Consider the following 19,432-nt stretch of genomic DNA (forward strand, 5'->3'; position numbering starts at 1 on the left):
AAATTATGTCAAGCACCATCAGTGAGCGGGAGCTCGCATTTCTTCTCTACGAATTTCTGGATACAGACGCTCTGCTCCAGCGTGATCGTTATGCCGAGCATTCGCGGGAAGTCTTCAACGCAACGCTGGACACCGCGCGCAAGATCGCAGAAGACTTCCTGGCACCCCACTTTCGAGAGGGCGATGAGAACGAACCGCTCTTCGTTCATGGCAAGGCTCAACTCATCCCTCCCACCCGTGGAGCATGGCGAGCCATCGCTCGCGCGGGCTTTCTAAATGCCCACTGGAACGAGGCGGAGGGTGGTCTCCAGCTGCCTGAGGTGGTGCTGCGCGCTGCCATGAGTTCGTTCTATGCGGCGAATGTCAGCACGGCGTCGTATCCGATGCTGACCATAGCCGCCGCCAACTTGTTGCGGGCATTTGGCAGTGCCGAACTCAAGTCAAGGTATCTCGCGTCCATGGGGGATGGCCGGTGTGCAGGCACGATGGCGTTGACCGAACCGGCACAAGGCTCTGGCCTTGCGGACATCACCACCAAGGCCGTGCCGCAGGCCGATGGCAGCTACCGTCTCTTCGGACAGAAGATGTTCATATCCGGCGGCGATCAGGATCTGACCGAGAACATTGTTCATATGGTGCTCGCTCGTATACAGGGAGCACCACCGGGTGTACGTGGAATCTCGCTGTTCCTCGTCCCGAAGCTATTCTTCATTGCGGGCTTGCTCGCATGTCATGTCAGGGAAAGTGCCAAGTTTGACCCAAACCATGGCCACCCCCAATCGCTTGACCACGTAGAAGGCGCGCACTCCGGTGTGCGTCATACGCATTGCCAACTTTGGTGTTTCGGTGTCATAGATCACCTGGCGCTTACCCGCAGCGGGGGCAACCAGACCGGCCAGGAGGGTCTTGGTGAGCTTTTGATGATTCGCAGTAGCCACGGTGTCCACCTTTCCATTTTTGGGCTAGCACCGGGCTAGCAAACAGGGGATGATTTCGTAAAACTTCGTGCTAGCCCGTTAAGTCTATTATGCCGAGTTCATTGGGAAAGTATAGATTTATTCAGGTGCATTAATTAGTGGGTCTATGTATACCTGCTAATTCGTAATGAGAAGGTCGGGGGTTCGACTCCTCTCTCCGGCACCAGATCCGAAAGAAAAAGCCCGCTATGTAAGTCATAGCGGGCTTTCTTGTTCTCTGCGGCCGTATAGCCACCATGTAGCGAATCGGGCTGAAGAACGGCAAAGTTCCCCCAGTGTGTCCCCACAACCTTTGCCCTGGCGGGCGTACGTCTCAGGGAATGTAGTTCAGCGTCTCCGGCAACGGCAGATCGATCGGCGTCTCGAACAAGGGCCCGGCGCCATCCGGATCGACGACGGTCGAACCCTGGCTGGCAAAAAAGGTGGCGAGCTGGTCTTGCGCCGCAATCGCAAAATTCCGGGTGTTGGCGCCACCGATCGCCGTCAGGAAGCCATGCGGATCCTTGGGAAGGCTAGCGTCCTGCGCATACACCAGGTCATATTGATAGAAGGTTTGCCGATCGGCCAGGTCGCCGGCGCGCAGGATGGCGGTCGACGTCGGGTTGGGCGATTGCTGGTCACCCTTGGCGTTCTGCAGGATCACCGGCCGCACGCGGACGCCCGGCAACGGCTGCTTGCGCAGCAGCGGCGCGTAGCTGACGTTATTGCCGGACTGGCCGACCCACTCGCCGCGGTCGAACATCTGCGCGATGGCAGTTGCACCGGGCACGTTGTTCACGAGGACCGGTTGGTTGCGCAAGGGGATGCTCTCCTCGAAGCGGAGGTTGTTCGGCGGTGCAACCCCTGGCGCGGGCGGAAGATTGATGAGCGAAGGCGTGCGCGCGGCGAGGTCTGTGCCGCGGGACGCGATGCGGAACCCGCCGAGGCGCGTGGTCTCGAACAGCGAGCCGCCGGCCACGTTCAGCACCGATGCCTGGATAGCGGGCTCCAGCGCGACGAACGAGCCCCCGTAGATTCCGCCCCAGGACTGTCCGGCGTAGTAGATGCGCCGGGCGTCGAGGTCCGCGCTTCCGTCGCCGTCCACGTCCACGCCCGCCCGGATCTGCCGCACGAGATGGAACAGGTCGGCCACCGTCTGCCGGATGCCGTCGCGCGAGCCGATCATCGAGAGGTAGGGCGGTTTGGCCGAGGCCCCCTCCGTCCCGCCGAAAGTTCCGTCGCCGTTGACGTCTTCGGAACGCCCGCCCGCCGGGACCACCACGGTCCGACCGGCCGCGTTGGTGACCTCCAGGGTTCCCAGCGGACCGCCGCCATGGCCCATACCGTTGATGGCGACCGTCGCGATGCCCTTGGCCGCGAGGCTGGATGCGACATTCCACGCACCGTTGTTCATGGATCCGCCGAAGCCGTGGCCGAAAATCATCACCGGCCATCCGCCCGCCGGGCGCGGGCCGGTCGGGAGGAAGACCTGCACGACCACGTCATGGGTCGAGAAAGGCTGCGGCACGCCTTCGAGCGTCGCCACGCCCGGGATGTAATAGTCGGTGTTGAGATAGCGCTGCGCCTGGTAGCGTCCGTAGGCGACTTGGCCAACCACGGCGCCTCGCAAGTCGAGGTCCGCGAGCGAGAGGGTCGACGCGGCAAACGTCGGCAGCCCGGTGGTCTGCCGCTGCAGCCGAATGCTTGCCAGCGAAGCGCGATCGAACAGGGCACGGACTGGCGCGCCCGCTTGCGTGCCGATCATGAAATCCACGGCAGCCGCTGGCGTGCTCGCCTGCACCGCTTGTTGGATGCGGGTCAGCTCGATCGTGGAACTGCGCGTGGTGAACAGGCTGGCCGCGATGAGGTTCTCGCCGGGTGGAACGACGTTCATTGCTTCGGCCAGCGCGGTGGCGTAGGCGGTGCCATCGGGACCCGAGGCCTTACCCGTCGCCGCATTGTGCCAAGCGCCCCGGGAAAGGCGACGCCCTTGCAGGTCGCGGATCCCATCGGTCACCACGAGCAGGTAGCGGGCGTGCTCCGCCAGCAGTTGGTCGCTCTCTACGAAGATGGTTTTCGTCGCAGAATCCCACGTCGCCTGGTTGATTCCTACTCGCTGACCACGCGCGGCGCCGGTTTGCGCATCACCCACCTGCAGCAGGTAAACGGTGTCGGTTGTGATCGTGGCGGGATCGATGTCGCCGGTGAAGGGGATCGAGATGCGCGGTTGCGTATTGAACCCGTCGAGCGTGTTGATCAGGCTCAGGTCCGCGCAGTCGCTCACGCGCACACTGCAGTCAGGAAGCGGCAGCGCAATCCGCCGAGCCGTGTACTGGGTGGTGTCGGAGACGGTGAAGCGGTCCGACGGGAACGGCGTAGCGTCCACGCTGGAGGTACTGAGCTGGACGCTCACGTCCGAAAGCTCCTCGCCGCCGGAGCACCCGACGGCGAGAACCGAACATGCGGCCAGCGCCGAGAGGAAAGCTGCGGACCGCGGGAAACGGCCTGCGTTGGAGTCGGGGAAGGGGCGAGGGATGCGCATGTTGTCTCCTGTTGGATTGGCTTCTTGCCTTCATGCACACCAGCAACGCGCCAGGCCGCATGAAGGCAGATCCGGACGATATCGAGCCGTCGAGCCTGCGCACTATCGGTCCGTGCAAAGTTGGTTTCAAGGATGGAGACTTGGAACTGGTCTGCGTTCTTGCCCACGCGGAAGCTCACGAAAAACGTTCCGCCGCGACAAGTCCAGCAGTCTCGACCTGCGAGCTTTCTCAAGGTAAAAGCGCCGCAAATGCGGCGCTTTTACCTGCTTGCGTCCGCGGGCCCTACCGCCCCTGCTTCGGCAGGTTCAGGCTCTGCAGCACCGGCAGCCAGCGATCCGCCTCGACCTGGATGAATTTCGCCAACTGTTCCGGCGTTCCACCCCGCGGCTCCATGCCGATGGCCTGGGCCTTCTCCACGAACTGGGGGTCGGCGATCACGTCGTTCACGGCCCGGTTCAGCCGCTGGATTACATCCTTTGGCGTGGCCGCGGGGACTGACAGCGAATACCACAGGGTGGCCTCGAGGTCGAAGCCCTGCTCCTTGAAGGTGAGCGCTTCCGGCACCTGCGGCATGCGCTTGCTGTCCATCACGCCCAGCACGCGCAGCCTGCCGCTGCGGATGTGCGGCAGCGAGCCGGTGATCGAGGTGCCGTGGATGTCGATGTTGCCGCCCAGCAGGGCCTGCACCGCCGGCGAGTCGCCGCTGAAGGGGATGTGCGTGGTGCTGATGCCCAGCGACTTTTCGAAGCTCATGGGTGCCAGGTTGGTCAGGATGGCCGCGCCGGGGGAACCCCGGTTGATCTTGCCCGGGTTCTTCTTGGCGTACTCCACCATCTCCTTGATGTTCTTGTACGGCAGGTCGGTGCGGCCGACGATGATCGCCGGCTGGTAGGCGATCTGCGACACCGGCGCGAAGTCCTTCTGCGGGTCGTAGGGCAGCTTGTCATACAGCACCGTGTTGTTCGCCAGCGTGCCCAGCGAGGACACCAGCACCGTCAGCCCGTCAGGCTGCGAGCGCGCCACGTAGTCGGCGGCGACGATGCCGCTGGCGCCGGGCCTGTTCTCCACGATGGTCTGCATGCCGCGCTTGGTCAGCTCCGCCGCGAGCAGGCGCACGTACTGGTCAGTACCGCCACCGGCGTTGAAGGGAACGACGATGCGGGTTGCCTGCTGCGCCTGGGCACTGCCGAGGGCGGCACAGAGGCCGAGCAGCATTCCTGAAAAGATCCTGCGAGAAATCACCTTTGTCTCCTTGCCCTCTGGTGGGCCTGTGCCTGTGGAAGTGATGCGCCGAACGCGGCGGATGATCGGCGTGTGGAAGTCAGTCTAGTAGCGGCCCCGGCGACGCGACCTGCAAGGTATGAAAAGCTGGTTTCCATGCCGTGCACGGGCACGCGGGCGAGGCGGGGCCACGATGGACGGCCTGATTGCAGCGATCCCGCCCCATGCACACCGCACCCGAAACCCCTTCTTCGCGCCAGGCCCTCTGGGCCATGTACACCGCGGTCCCGGCCGTGGTTGCGGGTTATCCCTTGCTCGAGGCTTTGCAGGCCTGCCGGCGCCAGGCCATGGCCGCCGAGCCCGGCCCCGGTCGCGCGCCGTTCAACCGGATCGCGCACAGCACCCGCACCTGGATGCACGGCGACCGCGATTTCAACACGCCCACCGTCGACCTTCTGTACAGCAACGCCTGGATCGACCTGCGGCAGGGCCCGGTCGTGCTGGAGATTCCGGCGCGCAGCCGCTTCTTCGTCGTACAACTGCTGGATGTCCACACCGAGAACTTCTTCAACCTCGGCACGCGCAATGTCCCTGCCGGGGGGGCCCGCTACGCGCTGCTGCCGCCGGGCGCGCCCGCCTCGCTGGCGCCCGCGGGAACGCAGGCCGTGCCATGTCCCTCCGCCCTGGTCTGGCTGCTCGGGCGGGTGATCGTCGATGGCGCGATGGACCTGTCGGCGGCCCGCGCGGTGCAGGAGGGTTTCGTGCTGCACGGGACCGCCGTGGGGAGCCCTTTCCCTTGCCTGGGGCAATGGACCGACACGGGCGATGCTGCGCTCGACTTCTTCGCCAACCTCAGCCGCGCCCTGCAGGATTTCCCGCCGCCGGCTGCGCTGCGCGCACCCCTTGAAATGCTCTCGGGCCTGCTGCCGCCGGGCGCGTCTCCGTCCGGGCTGCGCCCCCTGGTCGTGGACGGGCTGCGGGGCGCCTGGCGCGAAGCCATGGCATTGATCGAAGCCCATACGCATGCGGCATCGCGCGCCCCTTGGCGCTTCTCGACCCGGCTCGGGCGCTTCGGCCAGGACCACATGCTGCGCGCAGCCACCGCCTGGAAGGGCATAGGCGCGCTGGCCGCCGACGAGGCGATCTATGCCGCCGCCGACTACGACCAGCACGGCGACCTGCTGCATGGACAGCACACGTTCCGCATCCGCTTCACCGACGGCGGCGACCTGCCGGCGGATGCCTTCTGGTCCATCACGCTGTACGGCGAAGATCGCTTCCTGCCTGCCGTTGCGCCGCAGCGCCATGCGCTCGGCAGCCGCAGCGGCCTGGTGAAGGACGCCGACGGCAGCCTGAGCCTGCACATGGGCCAGCGGCCACCGGCGGGAGGACCCCAGTCCAACTGGCTGCCGGCGCCCGACGCCCCGTTCTACCTGGTGCTGCGCCTGTACCACCCGCAAGCGCGCCTGCTGGAAGGCCGCTACGCTTTTCCCGCGGTGGAACGGCTGGACTGAAGAGCCCCTACGCTGGCACCGCCCTGGTCGCTTCCATCTTCACCACTCCCTGCTCGCGCAGCATCGCGATCTCCTCGCTGCTGAAGCCTGCCTCGCGCAGCACCTCCGCGGTATGCGCGCCATGTCCCGGCGCCGCCTGCGTCGCCTGCCGCGGTGTGTCGCACAGCGCGTACGGCAGGCCGAAGGTGGTGTAGCCCGCCTGGCTGCCGTTGGTCGCGGCCTCCACCACCATGCCGCTGGCGCGGAAGTCTTCGCCCGCGAGCACGTCGGCGTAGCTGCGCACCACGCCCACCACGATGTTGTTGCGCGTCAGCAGCTCCACGCACTCGCGCGTGCCTAGCCGAGCCAGCTGCGCGCCCACCGCCTCCTTCATCGCCGGACGATTGGCCACCCGCAGTTCGTTCGTGGCAAAGCGCGGGTCGCCACCCAGCTCCGGTGCGCCTATGGTCTCGCACAGCCGCAGCCAGTGCGCCTGCACGTAAGCCGACACCACCACCATGCCGTCGCGCGTGCGGAAGATGTCCGCCGCCGGCGCCGCCATCGGCTGGCCGTCGCCGCTGCGCGTCGGCTCCACGCCGCGCACCAGGTAGTCGCTGAAGTTCGGCAGCTGCAGGTTCAGCGCCACTTCCAGCAGCGAGATGCGGATGGTCTCGCCGAGACCGGTGCGCTCGCGCCGGAACAGCGCGGCCAGCACCGCCTGGGCCGCCACCTGCACGGTTGCCGTGTCGACGATGGTCACGCCGACCTTCTGCGGCAGTCCCTCCGGCTCGCCGGTGACGGACATGAGGCCGCTCTCGGCCTGGGCGGCGATGTCGTAGCCGGGCCGGTCGCGCGAGGCAGCGGCAGCCGGAAAACCGGTGATCGCGACATAGACCAGGCCGGGTTGCACGGCGCGCAGCGTGTCCGCACCCAGGCCCAGGGCCTCGGCGGCGCCCGGTCGAAGGTTCTGCACCAGCACGTCGGCGCGCGCGACCAGGCGCCGGGCGATCTCCAGCCCGCGCGGCTGGCGCAAATCCAGCGCGATGGATTTCTTGCCGCGGTTGTAGGCACGCAGCATGGCGTGGCCGAAGTGCCCGGTGTGGCGGGCGGCATCGCCTTCCAGCGACTCGATCTTCACCACCTCGGCGCCCAGGTCGCCCAGTGTCATGGCGGTGCCCGGACCGGCGATGTAGTTGCCGAGTTCGACGACGCGCAGGCCCTGCAGGGGCGGCAAGGGGGTGGACTGTGTGTTCATCTGCGGGACTCTAGGAGTGGCTGCCCGGCGCGGCGCGCGCAGCGCTGCAAAGCAGCTTTGCGTCCCGCGCAGCCGCCGGCCTCCGCGGCGTCGCGACACTCGGGGCATGGACATACGGCGGCTGGGACACACGACCGACCTGCTGGGCGAAAGCCCCTGCTGGGACGCACGGGCCCAGGCCCTGTGCTGGGTGGATTCCCTGGCCGGCACCCTGCGGCGCGCCTGGCCGGCCACAGGCCGCGAAGAAGCGCACGCGCTGCCACCGCCGGTCGGCTCCATTGCGCCGTGCGCCAGCGGCGCGGTGGTCGCCGCGCTGAGGAACAGCTTCGTGCGCTACGACTTCACGACCGGTGCCGTGGAGCCGCTCGCCCGCATCCCGGTGGACCACCCGAACGTGCGCCTCAACGACGGGAAGTGCGATCCCTGGGGCAACTTCCTGGCGGGCACCATGCACATCCACCGCCAGCCCGGCGAGCCCCTGTTGGGTGGCCTCTACCGGCTGCGCCCGGACCGCACGGTCGAACGGCTGGCGGACGACATCGCCTTCACCAACGGCCCCTGCTTCAGCCCCGACGGCACCACGCTCTACGTGGCGGACACAGTGGTGCGGACGATCTGGGCCTACGACTATGCGCCGCAAGGGCCGCTGCGCCACCGCCGTGCCTTTGCCCTGACCGAAGCGCTGGGCTCCGGCCCGGACGGCGCCACCGTCGATGCCGAAGGTTGCGTCTGGACGGGGGGTCTCCTCGTTTGTTGATTCATTTCCAAAGCTGGGCCATTTCGGGACGCATTCACGTTGAAATTTGAGCCACGTTGCCGCTCTATCCTGCTGAATTTTTCAGCACGGGGGAGCAGGAGTGATCAACGTGAGCACATTGAGCAAGTTACGCCGCCTCGTGCTGAGGCAGGACGTGTCGGTGCGCGAGGCCAGCCGGCGCCTGGGCATCTCGCGCAACACAGCCACCAAGTGGCTCAAAGACGGGCAGATGGCCGAACCCCGATACCCGCAGCGGGTGTCGGGCCCCAGCATCCTGGATCCGTACAAGGAGCAGTTGAGCCAATGGCTCAAGGCCGATAGCCATCGCAGCAAACGCGATCGACGCGGGATCAAGGCCATGTTTGAGGCGCTGCGCGCGCAGGGCTACAGCGGCAGCCGAGGGCCGGTCTACGCCTTTGCCCAGCGCTGGCAGCAAGAGCAAGGCAACGCTGCGCGTGGTGCGGGGTTCGTGCCGCTGAGCTTCGAGTTGGGCGAGGCGTTCCAGTTCGACTGGAGCTGCGAGTACCTGTTCATCGGCGGGCTGCGCCGCCGCCTGGAAGTGGCACACACCAAGCTGGCGGCCAGTCGCGCCTTCTGCCTGGTGGCGTACTACAGCCAAGCGCACGAGATGCTGTTCGATGCGCACGCACGGGCGTTCGCCCTCTTCGGTGGCGTGCCCCGGCGGGGCATCTACGACAACATGAAGACCGCTGTGGACAAGGTCGGCCATGGCAAACAGCGCAGCGTCAATGCACGCTTCGAGGCGATGACCGGGCACTACCTGTTCGAGCCGGAGTTCTGCAACCGGGCCGCCGGCTGGGAGAAGGGGGTCGTGGAGAAGAACGTTCAGGATCGGCGCAAGGACATCTGGCGTGAGGCCAGCGAGCGGCGCTGGGGGACGCTTGGTGAACTCAATGACCTTGCCTCGTTTTCACGTACATCAAGTCATGCAGCCAAGCTGGTGCTCTCCCAGATCACCGGGGGCAGGAAGCCGTTAGCCGAGTGCAAGCGCTGGCGGTTGTACCAGCCCTCGATCCAGTCGACGATGTCCAGCCTGGCCTGCGCCCGCGTGTCGTAGCGTACCTGGTAGATGCGCTCGACCTTCAGCGTCTTGAAGAAGCTTTCCATCGGCGCGTTGTCCCAAGCGTTGGCCTTCCTGCTCATGGACATCGTGATGCCCAACTCGGCGACCAGCGCCCGGTAGCGTCCGCTCGCATATTGCGCCCCACGGTCGCTATGTACCAGCAGGCCCTTGGGCGGCTTGCGCTGCCACCAGGACGACTTCAAGGCAGTACACACCAGCGTGGCGTCGATGGTCTCGGACATCGACCAGCCCACGATCCGCCGGCCAGCCAGGTCCATCACCGCCGCCAGATACAGCCAGCCCTCGCCGGTGGCCACATACGTTATGTCTGCCACCCACGCCTGATCAGACTGCCAGCCGTCGAAGCGCCGATCCAGCAGATTCGCCGCCACCGGCAGGCAATGTGCTGAGTCGGTGGTCACCACGAACGGCCTTCTGTACACCGGGCGCAGGCCCTGGCGCCGCAGGCTCTTGCGCACTCGCTCGGCGCTGACGACTTCGCCCTGCTGGCGCAGCTTGTGGACGATCCGAGGGCGGCCATAGCTTCGGCGGCTTGCATCGTGGATGGCCGCCACCTTTGCGTCCAAAGCTTGGTTCGCGAGTGTGCCGGCACTGGGCGGGCGCACGCGCCATTGGCAGTAGCCGCTGCGGGACACCTGCAGCACGCGGCACAGCCGGCTGACGGTGTACTGGTCGCGATGCTCATCGATCCAGGCGTACTTCATCGCGACCCCCTGGCGAAGTACGCCGTCGCTTTTCGAAGGACTTCCACGTCCAGCTTCGCGTCGGCCAACTCTCTGCGCAGGCGGCTGTTCTCTGCCTCCAGTTCGCTCACCGGGCGCCGAGTGGGCCCCTCACTGGGCGGCACAGCCGCGCCGCCAGAGCCGGCCGCTGCAATGCCCTTTCTGGACCAATTGCCCAACGTCGCCACCGGCACCCCAAGACGTCGCGCGGCCTCGTGCCCGCCGACCGACGCCGCAAGCCTGATAGCCTCGGCCTTGAATTCCTGTGTGTACTGCCTCTTGGGCAGCCTGCCTTCTTTCATCTCGATTCTCCGTACCTTTGAAGTTTCCAACTTCTTGCTGTACGTGAAATCGAGGCAAGGTCACAACGACTGGTTGCAGCAGGCCTGCGTGAAGGCCTGGGCTGAGATGAGTCACCCGGAATGGACTCAGCTCACGGTGGCCGATGTCTGGCAGGACGAACGTGCTCGTCTCATGCCCAACCCCCGTGCGTTTGATGGCTACGTGGAGCAGCCGGTACGGGTCTCTGCGACCGCACTGATCCACTTCCAGCGCAACCGCTACAGCGTGCCGTGTGAATGGATTCATGCGGTGGTCAGTCTGCGGGCCTACGCGGATGGCCTGCTGGTGGTCGGGCCCGATGGGCGACAGGTGCGCCTGGCGCGCAGCTTCGAACGTGATCAGACGCTCTACGACTGGATGCATTACATCGCGCTCATCGAGCGAAAGCCCGGCGCGCTGCGCAACGGCGCGCCCTTCAAGACCATGCCCGAGCCACTGCAGGAAATGCAGCGCCAGTTGCTGCGCCACAGCGGTGGCGACAGGGTGATGGCGCAGGTGCTCATGGGGGTGAGCCTGCATGGACTGGAGGCCGTGGTGGTGGCGGTAGAGCTGGCGCTGCAGTCCGGGCGGGTGAGTGCCGAGCACGTGCTCAACGTGCTCTCGCGTCTGAAGGAGCAGCGCGTGCCCGAGCCACCGGTGGCCACGATGCTCAAGCTCAACACGCCGCCACTGGCCAACCTGCAGCGCTACGACGCACTGCGCAACGTCCAGCCTCATGAGGCATCACCGGAGTCCGACCATGCATGACGTCATTGATGCCCTCAAAGCGCTGGGCCTGCACGGCATGGCCAGTGCCTGGCCGGAGGTACTGGGCACCGCCCGCATGAAGTCGCTGGATCATGAGGCCGTGCTGCACCAGCTCATCAAGGCCGAGACCGCTCAGCGTGAGGTGCGTTCCATGGCTTACCAGATGCGCGTGGCGCGCTTCCCTTCGCACCGTGACCTCGCCGGCTTTGACTTCGCCCACGCGCAGCTCGACGAAGCACTGGTGCGCCAGTTGCACACCCTTCGCTTCGTGGAGTCGGCGCACAACGTGGTGCTGGTTGGTGGCCCCGGCACGGGTAAAACCCACCTGGCCACGAGCCTGGGGATCGAGGCCATTCGCATGCATGGCAAGCGGGTGCGCTTCTTCTCAACGGTGGAGCTGGTCAACGCCCTGGAGCTGGAGAAGGCGCAGAACAAGGCCGGGCAAATGGCGCACCGCCTGATGTACGTCGATCTGGTGATCCTGGATGAACTGGGCTACCTGCCATTCACGCAGTCGGGCGGCGCGATGCTGTTCCACCTGCTCTCCAAACTCTATGAGCGAACGAGCGTGGTGATCACCACCAACCTCACCTTCTCGGAGTGGAGCAGCGTCTTTGGAGACGCCAAGATGACCACGGCCTTGCTTGACCGGCTCACGCACCATTGCCACATCGTCGAGACGGGCAACGAGAGCTGGCGATTCAAGCACTCCAGTGCCGCTGGCGCGGCTCCCCCAAAGCAACGCCCAAAGAGCCAGAAAGGAGATCGAAAAACAGCAGACCCGATAGACTTATCCACAACCGAATAGTCAAAGAATCCATCAACCCAGTGGCTCAATATTCAACGTGATCACTGGCTCAGTTGTGCTGATGAATCAACAGGCGAGGCGTCGGAGTTTCACAAGACCCATGGCTACTACGCTCAAGAGGTGGACCCCAGTACATTCACTGTGCCGCTGGGCTGGGAAGAACGCCTGTGCAAGATACAGAACGCCAACACAGACAGCAAAATTGGTTGGTGTCTCAGCCTTGTGGACCTCTTTCTGTCCAAGGCCGCTGCAGGCCGTGACAAGGACAGGGAGTTCTGTCAGGCCATGCTGCGCCATCGCTACGTCATTGCCTCCGAGGCTTTGGAGCTGGTTCCAGCCATGATGACCATGGATGAGGAAGAGCGCGAGCGCCTCGCGAAACGTATCCGCCGCTGGGACAAGACAAAGTAGCGGCACGCGCTAACAGGCCGTTGAAAAAATGCTCATCGAACGCGCCAGGGTCGTGGATTTCGAAGAAACGGATCGCGCAAACTGGCCTGCGCAGCGATTGGAGCGGCCATTTCGGCCTGTTTGCAGGCCGTTTTGCCCGTTCCGGGCGCACGTATCCCATGGTTCACGCATGATGCGCGTCCCACCAACCGCCCAGACTGCCCATGCGCACCAGGTTGTAGGTGGCAAAGCACAGCAGCGCCTGGCCCGCGAGCTTGGCCTGACCGATCAATTTGGTCTTGGCCAGACCGCCCACTGTCTTGATCCAGCCAAAGGCCTCCTCGATTCGCTTGCGCACTTTGAGGCTGGTTTTGTAGCCCTCGTGGCGCTTGATGCGCCCATCGACTGCAGAGTGCTTGTCCTTGGCCGCCACGTGCGGCGTGACCAAGAGCCGGCGACAGCCCTTGATGAAGGCCTTGCTGTCGTAGCCCTTGTCGGCGCCGACCGTGGCCCGCTTGTTCCTGTTGCCCCGGCGTTTGAGCATCGCCAGCGCCGCCTCGCGCTCGGCGGTGCCACTGGCATGTGTGATCTCCACATCCACGATCAGACCGTTGCGGTTCTCCATGAGGATGTGCCCCATGTGGCACAGGCGGGACTTGTCGCCCGCGCTCTTCTTGAACAGCCGGGCATCGGCATCGGTGGTGCTGGCATGGGTGCCGTTGCAGCGCTCCTGCCCTTTGAAGTTCACCTCGGGGTTGCGTCCGGGTGGCGTGCCGCTGTCGTCGTCTTTGCGTTTGAAACTCTTGTGCGAGGCCCAGGCCTCAATCAGCGTGCCGTCCACGCTGAAGTGTTCGTCGCTGGCAAGCCGGCCCCACTGGGCGCTGAGCTTGACGCGCTCGAAGAAGGCGCGCGCCAGGTCTTCGTTGAAGAGGCGTTCGCGGTTGGCGCTGAAGGTGGAGTGGTCCCAAACTTTGTCCTCGATGTTCAGGCCGACGAACCAGCGGTACAGCAGGTTGTAGTTGACCGCCTCGACCAGCTGGCGTTCGCTGCGGATGGAGAACAGGATTTGCAGCAGCAAGGCCTTGAGCAGCATCTCCGGCGGCACCGACGGTCGGCCACGGCGGGCGTACACCGCTTCGAACTCGCTGTTCATGCTCGCCAGCAGCGCATCCACCACGGCGCGCAACTTGCGCAGCGGGTGTGCCGCTGGCACTCTTTCTTCAAGGCTGATGTAGCTGAACATCGCCCCCTGGAAGTCTTGGTTGCCTCTCATCTTTCTTGTCGCAGTTGTTGCGGGATGGCTTCAGATCGTAGCGGCCGACGCGGACGCTCGCAGGGGATTTTTCAACGGCCTGCTATTGATTCGGCCCTTGTGCACTTGAATTTATCTGCACCGCCCCCAACTCGGATTCATGCAAGCAACTGACATGAGATCGTTGAGCCACGAAGCGCGGCATGAGCGCCGGGTTCAGGTCATCCGGCTACGCAAGGCCGGCAACACCTACGACAAGATCGCCGCGCTCACCGGCCTGAGTCGCACAGGCGTCTTCAACATCTGCAAACGCCATGAGGCGCTCGGTGCCAAGGCGCTGCACGACGCCATTGGCGGGCGCAAGCTCGGCGAAAACCGCTTGCTCGACCCCGCCCAGGAGGCCCTGGTGCGCAAGCTCATCGCCGACAAGACGCCCGATCAGCTCAAGATGCCCTACGCGCTGTGGACCCGCGCCGCTGTGGCCCAACTCATCGAACAGCGCTTTGGGCCGCGACTGCAAGTGCGCACCATGGGCAAGTACCTGGCGCGCTGGGGCTTCACGCCGCAAAAGCCGATGAAGAAGGCCTACGAGCAGTCACCGGCGGCGGTCAAGAAGTGGCTCGACGAGGACTACCCCGCCATTGCCGCGCGGGCCAAGGCCGAGGGAGCCGAAATTCACTGGGGCGACGAGAGTGGACTGCGCAGCGACGATGTACGCGGCCGTGGTTTTGCGCCCAAGGGCCAGACGCCGGTGGTGCGGGTCAACAACAAGCGCCACAACCTGTCGGTCATCTCCACCGTGACCAACAAAGGGCAGATGCGCTGGCGCATCTTTGACGGGGCGCTCAACACCACAATCCTGATCGACTTCCTGCGCCGGCTGATCAAGGGACAGACCAAGAAGGTGTTCCTGATCCTGGACAACCTGCGGGTGCATCATGCCAAACCGGTCAAGGCCTGGCTGGCCGAGCATGCCGATGCCATCGAGGTGTTCTACCTACCGAGCTATAGCCCGGAGTTGAACCCGGATGAGATGGCCAATGCGGATATCAAGCAGGCGGTCACGAAGCTGGCACCGGCGCGAACGAAGCTGCAACTGGCCAAAGCCACAGCCAAGCACCTTCGCAGCGTGCAACGCCAGCCCGAGCGCATCCGCAAGTACTTCGAGCACGCCACGGTACGCTATGCGGCTTGAGTCAAGTTCATTGAGGCCGGATCAATAATGAGTGTGGCCAGCATTACGGGCCGTGCGCTCATTGGCGTGGGGCTGGGCCCTGTGCCGGGCGACTTTGAAATGGTCGAGGTGGGCACGGCCTTGGCGGTGTTCTTCTTTCTGCCCTGGTGCTACCTCAAGGGCGGGCACGCCACGGTGGACCTGTTCTACATGCACCTGCCCAAGCCGATGAAGTGGCTGGTGGACACCTTCAGCGACGTGATCATGCTGGTGCTGTGGCTGGCACTGACCTGGATGCTGTGGGAGGGCATGCTGGAAAAGCGTGAATACTTTGAAACCACCTTCATCCTGCAGATGCCGGTGTGGTGGGCGTATGCGCTGTGCATGGTGGGCGCCGTCATCGGTTGCCTGTCGTACATCGCCAAGACCCTGATCCAGTTTGGCCTGGCCAAGTACCCGCCAGGCTGGACGGTTGAATCCACCGGAGGACATTGACATGACTGGTATTGAACTCGCCTCCTGGTCCTTTCCGGTCCTGCTGGCTCTGATTTTCATTCGCGTGCCCATTGGCCTGGCCATGGCCGTCTGCGGCCTGGTGGGGGCGTACTTCATCTACGGTTCGCACGCACCCATCCTCAACCAGCTCAAGCAGGTCACCTACAGCACGTTCTCCAACTACAACCTGTCGGTGATCCCGCTGTTCCTGCTGATGGGGCAGTTCGCGGCGCTTGGCGGTTTGTCGCAGGCGCTGTTCAAGGCGGCTGAAGCCTGGGTGGGCCACCGCAAGGGTGGTGTGGCCATGGCGGCCATTGGCGCTTGCGCCGGTTTCGGTGCCATCTGCGGCTCGTCGCTGGCCACGGCTGCCACCATGGGCCAGGTGGCCCTGCCAGAGCTCAAGCGCGCGGGGTATTCCGGTGCGCTGTCCACGGCCACGCTGGCTGCTGGCGGTACGCTGGGTATCCTGATTCCGCCTTCCGTGGTGCTGGTCATCTACGCCATCCTGACCGAACAGAACATCGCCAAGCTCTTCCTGGCGGCGTTCATCCCGGGCATTCTGGCGGCGGTGGGCTACATCATCGTGATCTCGCTGTACGTTCGCCTCAAGCCGGGCAGCGCTGGCAGCATGCCCCCCATGCCCATGGCCGAACGCTGGAAGGCTACGTTCAAGGTCTGGCCTGTGCTGGTCATCTTCCTGGCGGTGGTTGGCGGTATCTACACTGGCCTGTTCACCCCCACCGAAGGTGCTGCGGTCGGCGCGTTCGGCACTGGTGTGGCAGCCTGGGCAGCAGGCGGCATCAACGCCAAGACGCTGCGAAACTCCATCTACGGCACGGCCATTGCCACGGGCATGATCTTCATGATCGTGCTGGGCGCGGGCCTGTACAACACCTTCCTGGCGCTGTCGCAACTGCCGCAGGAACTGGCGCAGTGGGTCATTGGCCTGGGCATGAGCCCCTGGCTGGTGCTGACCACCGTGCTGGTGGTGTACCTGCTGCTGGGCTGCGTGATGGACTCGCTGTCCATGATCCTGCTGACCATCCCGATCTTCTTCCCGATGATCATGGGCCTGGACTTTGGCATGAACCCGGAAGAAACGGCCATCTGGTTCGGCATTCTGGTGTTGATCGTGGTGGAGGTGGGTCTGATCACACCGCCCGTGGGCATGAACCTGTTCGTCATCAACAGCATGGCCAAGGACACGCCCATCACCCAGACCTACCGAGGTGTCACGCCCTTCGTGGTGAGTGATCTGGTGCGTACGGCGATCCTCGCGGCGTTCCCGGTAATAACGCTTGTTGCGCTGCGCATGACCTCCTGAGTCTGACGGTCAACGTGACAGATCAAATGACTCGGATGTGTTCAAGTATGTTTTAACTTGAAGGAAGCGGTTCACGGCGCCGCTTGCGACAACGAGATCCACAGTCATGAGCGGCGGAAATAAGTCGCAGACCTTACTTTCGTGCGGGACAGGCGACTGACCGCACGCGCTGTAGACTTGCCGGTCAAGACACGGATGTCGCAAGTAGGCTGGTTCCTGACATTCGCATGTCACGCCCCAGTCCAAGCCCCTACGCCTATCTCAAGGATGTGCTCACCCGGCTGCCCACCCACAAGGCCAGCCGGATTGAGGAACTGTTGCCGCACCTCTGGCAGCCCATTGCCAACACCTGATCCAGGCCAGGACCGCCCACAGCGGTCAATATGGGTTCACCGCGCGCTTACGGCGCATCTTCTGGATCTTTCCCTGCAGACGATCCGTCTTGGCCTGAATCTCCGCAGGCTGCGTCCTGTCTGCCGTCTCCAGGGCGTCTAGGTAGCGTTGAATACTTTCCTCCAACTCCCTCTCGCGACGTTCAATCTTGCCTGGCGTGAAGTTGCGCTCGCGGTTGTTGACCGCTTTGAACTTGCTGCCGTCGATGGCCACCACAGCGTCGGTGAACAGCTTCAGCTCGCGGCACAGCATCACGAAGCGACGACAGACATTGCGTATGCCCTTGCCGTTGTCGCGCCGGAAGTCGGCAATCGTCTTGAAGTCGGGCGCGAGCCTGCCAGTCAGCCACATCAGCTCCACGTTCCTCTGGCATTCCCGTTCCAGCCTGCGGCTGGACTGGATCCGGTTGAGGTAGCCATAGAGGTAGAGCTTCAGGAGCACCGAGGGGTGGTACGAGGGTCGGCCAGTTGAGGCCGGCTGCAACCCCTGGAACTCCAGGGCTGCCAGGTCCAACGTAACCGTCCGGCGAACCCCACCTTGTAATCAGGCGATGCAAGGCAACGCTGCTGACGATCTAAACTGACGGGAATGAATTCGAAGCAGACACTTCTTGACCGTGAGATGTTCGTGCAAGCCCTGCGTTACATGGGCGAGGACGATCTGCTGTATCTCAATCGAATGGTCGTGGAGCGGTTGAACCTGTTGGCCCAGGCACGCAGCACTGTGCAGTTGGCCCAGTTTGCCGAGGGTGATCGGGTGGAGTTCACCACCAACGATGGTGCCGTTAAACAAGGCACGGTCATCCGACTGAACAAGAAGACGGCCAGTTTGCTCACCGACGACGGCCAGAACTGGAAGGTCTCACCGGCACTGCTGCGCAAACAAGCGCAGGCCTGATCACCTCGGTGGCGACGAACGTGATTCAGACAGGCGCAGGCTGCCAGCGGTGCGCCAGCAGTTCCTCGATCCGGCTGGCTCTGTGTGTCGGCAGCCGAGTGAGGACATCCTTCAGATAGGCGTATGGATCATGCCCGTTGAGCCTGGCCGATTGGATCAAGCTCATCACCGCCGCCGCCCGCTGCCCCGCGCGCAGGCTACCGGCAAACAGCCAGTTGCCCCGGCCCACGGCGATGGGTCGGATCTGGTTCTCTATCCAGTTGTTGTCCACGGGCAGTTGCCCATCGTCAATGAAGCGGGTCAACGCCCCCCAGCGTTTGAGGCTGTAGTCCAGCACCTTGGCCGTCGCCGAGTTGCCCGCCACCTGCTGGCGTTGGCGCAACATCCATTCGTGCAAGGCATCCATGATCGGACGGCTGCGCTGTTGGCGTATTTCCAATCGCTGCGCCTCGGGCATGTCCTTGACCTGCTGTTCGATCTCGTAAACCTGAGCCAACTGCTTGATGGCGTGTTCGGCAATTTGGCTCTTGTTGGCCGCGTGCAGGTCAAAGAATTTGCGCCGGGCATGTGCCAGGCAGCCAATCTCCGTGACACCCTGGTTGAAGCTGGCCTTGTACCCGGCGTAGTCGTCACAGACCAGGCTGCCACGCCAATCGCCCAGGAAGGAGCGTGCATGCTCACCAGCGCGCGACTCGCAGAAGTTGTAGACCACGGCGCGCATGGATTCGAACGCACCCGGTGCATACGCCCAAAGGTAAGCCCGGTGGGTCTTGCCATGGCCGGGCTTGAGCATCGCCACCGGCGTCTCGTCGGCATGCAACACCGGCTGAGCCAGCAATTCGGCTTTCAAGGCATCGACCAGCGGCTGCAACCTCACCCCGCAGATGCCCACCCATTGAGCCAGCGTTGACCGGGGTATGGCCAGCCCAGCGCGGCCAAAGATACCCTCCTGGCGATACAGCGGCAAGTGGTCGGCGTACTTGGCCACCAGCACTTGGGCCAGCAGTCCGGTGGTCGGGATACCTTTGTCGATGACATGGGCAGCAACGGGGGCCTGGGTGATGGTCTCGCACTGGGCGCACGCCCACTTGCCACGGATGTGGCGCTCGACGGTAAACACGCCCGGGACGTAGTCCAGCTTCTCGGCCACGTCTACGCCGATGCGTTTCATCTGGCAGCCACAAGGGCATGTGGTGGATGCCGGCTCGTGGCGGATTTCGCGCCGCGGCAGGTTCGCCGGCAACGGGGTGCGTTTGGGTTGTTGTTTCTCGGTGACTGCCACAGGGGTGGCGCTGAGATGTTCAATCTCCTGGACTACCGCCGCCAGGTCAGCGTCGAGTTCTTCGTCCAGCAGGCTCTTTTGCTGAGGGTCAAATCGTTCGGACTGCGCCGCAAACTTCATGCGCTTCAAGAGCGCGTTCTCGTATTTAAGCTTGTCCAGCAGCGCCGCCTGGTGACGCAATTCGCCCAGCAGGCGTTGGGTCAGCTCGCGCAGTTGCGCGGCGTCCAGCTCGGCCAGGGTTTGCTCTTCCATCACCATGAACCGAAGTGTGCCTGC

At 64.2% G+C, this 19,432-nt stretch carries 15 protein-coding genes and 4 pseudogenes; 12 read left to right on the forward strand and 7 right to left on the reverse strand.

Annotated features, from left to right (window positions below; all coding sequences use genetic code 11):
• Window positions 1-5: 5 nt before the first annotated feature.
• Window positions 6-977 (forward strand): acyl-CoA dehydrogenase family protein, encoded by a 972-nt coding sequence (locus LG388_RS25700; protein ID WP_225785401.1) that lies wholly within the window; start codon window positions 6-8, stop codon window positions 975-977.
• Between the two features lie 313 nt (window positions 978-1,290).
• On the opposite strand, the gene LG388_RS25705 is transcribed toward LG388_RS25700, so the two are convergent.
• Complete coding sequence (locus LG388_RS25705; protein WP_225785402.1) at window positions 1,291-3,498, reverse strand: Ig-like domain-containing protein; 2,208 nt, start codon at window positions 3,496-3,498, stop codon at window positions 1,291-1,293.
• 283 nt (window positions 3,499-3,781) lie between these two features.
• Complete coding sequence (locus LG388_RS25710) at window positions 3,782-4,714, reverse strand: tripartite tricarboxylate transporter substrate binding protein (RefSeq protein WP_225785403.1); 933 nt, start codon at window positions 4,712-4,714, stop codon at window positions 3,782-3,784.
• 230 nt (window positions 4,715-4,944) lie between these two features.
• On the opposite strand from LG388_RS25710, the gene LG388_RS25715 reads away from it, so the two are divergent.
• Window positions 4,945-6,234 carry a DUF1254 domain-containing protein gene (locus LG388_RS25715; RefSeq protein WP_225785404.1) on the forward strand — a complete coding sequence of 430 codons (1,290 nt, stop codon included), beginning with the start codon at window positions 4,945-4,947 and terminating at the stop codon, window positions 6,232-6,234.
• A 7-nt stretch (window positions 6,235-6,241) separates the two neighbouring features.
• Here the strand turns inward: LG388_RS25715 and LG388_RS25720 are convergent, their stop codons facing one another.
• Window positions 6,242-7,468, reverse strand: a complete 1,227-nt coding sequence (locus tag LG388_RS25720; RefSeq protein ID WP_225785405.1) for a CaiB/BaiF CoA-transferase family protein — start codon at window positions 7,466-7,468, stop codon at window positions 6,242-6,244.
• Between the two features lie 106 nt (window positions 7,469-7,574).
• Between LG388_RS25720 and LG388_RS25725 the strand changes: the two genes are divergently transcribed.
• Both LG388_RS25725 and istA read left to right on the forward strand, forming a co-directional pair.
• On the forward strand, window positions 7,575-8,225 hold the full coding sequence (locus LG388_RS25725) for an SMP-30/gluconolactonase/LRE family protein (RefSeq protein ID WP_225785406.1): 651 nt from the start codon (window positions 7,575-7,577) through the stop codon (window positions 8,223-8,225).
• Window positions 8,226-8,334: 109 nt separating this feature from the next.
• Window positions 8,335-9,141: pseudogene (istA, locus tag LG388_RS25730) on the forward strand (IS21 family transposase); the annotation flags it as partial.
• 29 nt (window positions 9,142-9,170) lie between these two features.
• On the opposite strand, the gene LG388_RS25735 reads toward istA, so the two are convergent.
• A protein-coding gene (locus tag LG388_RS25735) for an IS3 family transposase (protein ID WP_225783007.1) occupies window positions 9,171-10,354 on the reverse strand; the annotation gives its coding sequence in 2 pieces (ribosomal slippage) (window positions 9,171-10,063 and window positions 10,063-10,354; 1,185 coding nt in all).
• A gap of 64 nt (window positions 10,355-10,418) precedes the next feature.
• On the opposite strand from LG388_RS25735, the pseudogene LG388_RS25740 reads away from it, so the two are divergent.
• From LG388_RS25740 to LG388_RS25750, 3 genes and pseudogenes are all read left to right on the forward strand, one after another.
• Window positions 10,419-11,141 (forward strand): annotated as a pseudogene (locus tag LG388_RS25740) (IS21 family transposase); the annotation flags it as partial.
• A complete protein-coding gene (gene istB, locus LG388_RS25745; protein WP_225782451.1) occupies window positions 11,134-11,949 on the forward strand; it encodes an IS21-like element helper ATPase IstB in 816 nt (271 codons plus the stop codon). The pseudogene LG388_RS25740 and the gene istB, both read left to right, overlap by 8 nt.
• Before the next feature lie 120 nt (window positions 11,950-12,069).
• Window positions 12,070-12,360, forward strand: a complete 291-nt coding sequence (locus LG388_RS25750; RefSeq protein WP_370630246.1) for a DUF6036 family nucleotidyltransferase — start codon at window positions 12,070-12,072, stop codon at window positions 12,358-12,360.
• A gap of 163 nt (window positions 12,361-12,523) precedes the next feature.
• Here the strand turns inward: LG388_RS25750 and LG388_RS25755 are convergent, their stop codons facing one another.
• On the reverse strand, window positions 12,524-13,612 hold the full coding sequence (locus LG388_RS25755) for an IS5-like element ISCte5 family transposase (RefSeq protein ID WP_034400331.1): 1,089 nt from the start codon (window positions 13,610-13,612) through the stop codon (window positions 12,524-12,526).
• A gap of 139 nt (window positions 13,613-13,751) precedes the next feature.
• On the opposite strand from LG388_RS25755, the gene LG388_RS25760 reads away from it, so the two are divergent.
• From LG388_RS25760 to LG388_RS25775, 4 genes and pseudogenes are all read left to right on the forward strand, one after another.
• Window positions 13,752-14,786, forward strand: a complete 1,035-nt coding sequence (locus LG388_RS25760; protein WP_225785408.1) for an IS630 family transposase — start codon at window positions 13,752-13,754, stop codon at window positions 14,784-14,786.
• 27 nt (window positions 14,787-14,813) lie between these two features.
• On the forward strand, window positions 14,814-15,260 hold the full coding sequence (locus LG388_RS25765) for a TRAP transporter small permease (protein WP_225785409.1): 447 nt from the start codon (window positions 14,814-14,816) through the stop codon (window positions 15,258-15,260).
• A gap of 1 nt (window position 15,261) precedes the next feature.
• On the forward strand, window positions 15,262-16,584 hold the full coding sequence (locus tag LG388_RS25770; protein ID WP_225785410.1) for a TRAP transporter large permease: 1,323 nt from the start codon (window positions 15,262-15,264) through the stop codon (window positions 16,582-16,584).
• A gap of 248 nt (window positions 16,585-16,832) precedes the next feature.
• Window positions 16,833-16,937 (forward strand): annotated as a pseudogene (locus tag LG388_RS25775) (transposase domain-containing protein); the annotation flags it as partial.
• A 46-nt stretch (window positions 16,938-16,983) separates the two neighbouring features.
• Here the strand turns inward: LG388_RS25775 and LG388_RS25780 are convergent.
• Window positions 16,984-17,490, reverse strand: a pseudogene (locus LG388_RS25780) (transposase); the annotation flags it as partial.
• 75 nt (window positions 17,491-17,565) lie between these two features.
• Here LG388_RS25780 and LG388_RS25785 point away from each other — a divergent pair.
• Window positions 17,566-17,874 (forward strand): hypothetical protein, encoded by a 309-nt coding sequence (locus tag LG388_RS25785; protein ID WP_225785411.1) that lies wholly within the window; start codon window positions 17,566-17,568, stop codon window positions 17,872-17,874.
• A 25-nt stretch (window positions 17,875-17,899) separates the two neighbouring features.
• Here LG388_RS25785 and LG388_RS25790 read toward each other — a convergent pair whose 3' ends face one another.
• Window positions 17,900-19,408 (reverse strand): IS66 family transposase, encoded by a 1,509-nt coding sequence (locus LG388_RS25790; protein WP_225785424.1) that lies wholly within the window; start codon window positions 19,406-19,408, stop codon window positions 17,900-17,902.
• Window positions 19,409-19,432: the final 24 nt, after the last annotated feature.

Source organism: Xenophilus sp. Marseille-Q4582 (assembly GCF_916700565.1).
Taxonomy (GTDB): domain Bacteria; phylum Pseudomonadota; class Gammaproteobacteria; order Burkholderiales; family Burkholderiaceae_C; genus Xenophilus.

What these genes read in the sequence shown, in the direction of transcription:
- LG388_RS25765 (WP_225785409.1), top strand. Translation starts at nt 14,814, where the DNA reads ATGAGTGTGGCCAGCATTACGGGCCGTGCGCTCATTGGCGTGGGGCTG.
- LG388_RS25755 (WP_034400331.1), bottom strand. Translation starts at nt 13,612, where the DNA reads ATGAGAGGCAACCAAGACTTCCAGGGGGCGATGTTCAGCTACATCAGC.
- LG388_RS25770 (WP_225785410.1), top strand. Translation starts at nt 15,262, where the DNA reads ATGACTGGTATTGAACTCGCCTCCTGGTCCTTTCCGGTCCTGCTGGCT.
- LG388_RS25700 (WP_225785401.1), top strand. Translation starts at nt 6, where the DNA reads ATGTCAAGCACCATCAGTGAGCGGGAGCTCGCATTTCTTCTCTACGAA.
- LG388_RS25790 (WP_225785424.1), bottom strand. Translation starts at nt 19,408, where the DNA reads ATGGAAGAGCAAACCCTGGCCGAGCTGGACGCCGCGCAACTGCGCGAG.
- istB (WP_225782451.1), top strand. Translation starts at nt 11,134, where the DNA reads ATGCATGACGTCATTGATGCCCTCAAAGCGCTGGGCCTGCACGGCATG.
- LG388_RS25785 (WP_225785411.1), top strand. Translation starts at nt 17,566, where the DNA reads ATGAATTCGAAGCAGACACTTCTTGACCGTGAGATGTTCGTGCAAGCC.
- LG388_RS25705 (WP_225785402.1), bottom strand. Translation starts at nt 3,498, where the DNA reads ATGCGCATCCCTCGCCCCTTCCCCGACTCCAACGCAGGCCGTTTCCCG.
- LG388_RS25715 (WP_225785404.1), top strand. Translation starts at nt 4,945, where the DNA reads ATGCACACCGCACCCGAAACCCCTTCTTCGCGCCAGGCCCTCTGGGCC.
- LG388_RS25725 (WP_225785406.1), top strand. Translation starts at nt 7,575, where the DNA reads ATGGACATACGGCGGCTGGGACACACGACCGACCTGCTGGGCGAAAGC.
- LG388_RS25710 (WP_225785403.1), bottom strand. Translation starts at nt 4,714, where the DNA reads ATGCTGCTCGGCCTCTGTGCCGCCCTCGGCAGTGCCCAGGCGCAGCAG.
- LG388_RS25760 (WP_225785408.1), top strand. Translation starts at nt 13,752, where the DNA reads ATGCAAGCAACTGACATGAGATCGTTGAGCCACGAAGCGCGGCATGAG.
- LG388_RS25720 (WP_225785405.1), bottom strand. Translation starts at nt 7,468, where the DNA reads ATGAACACACAGTCCACCCCCTTGCCGCCCCTGCAGGGCCTGCGCGTC.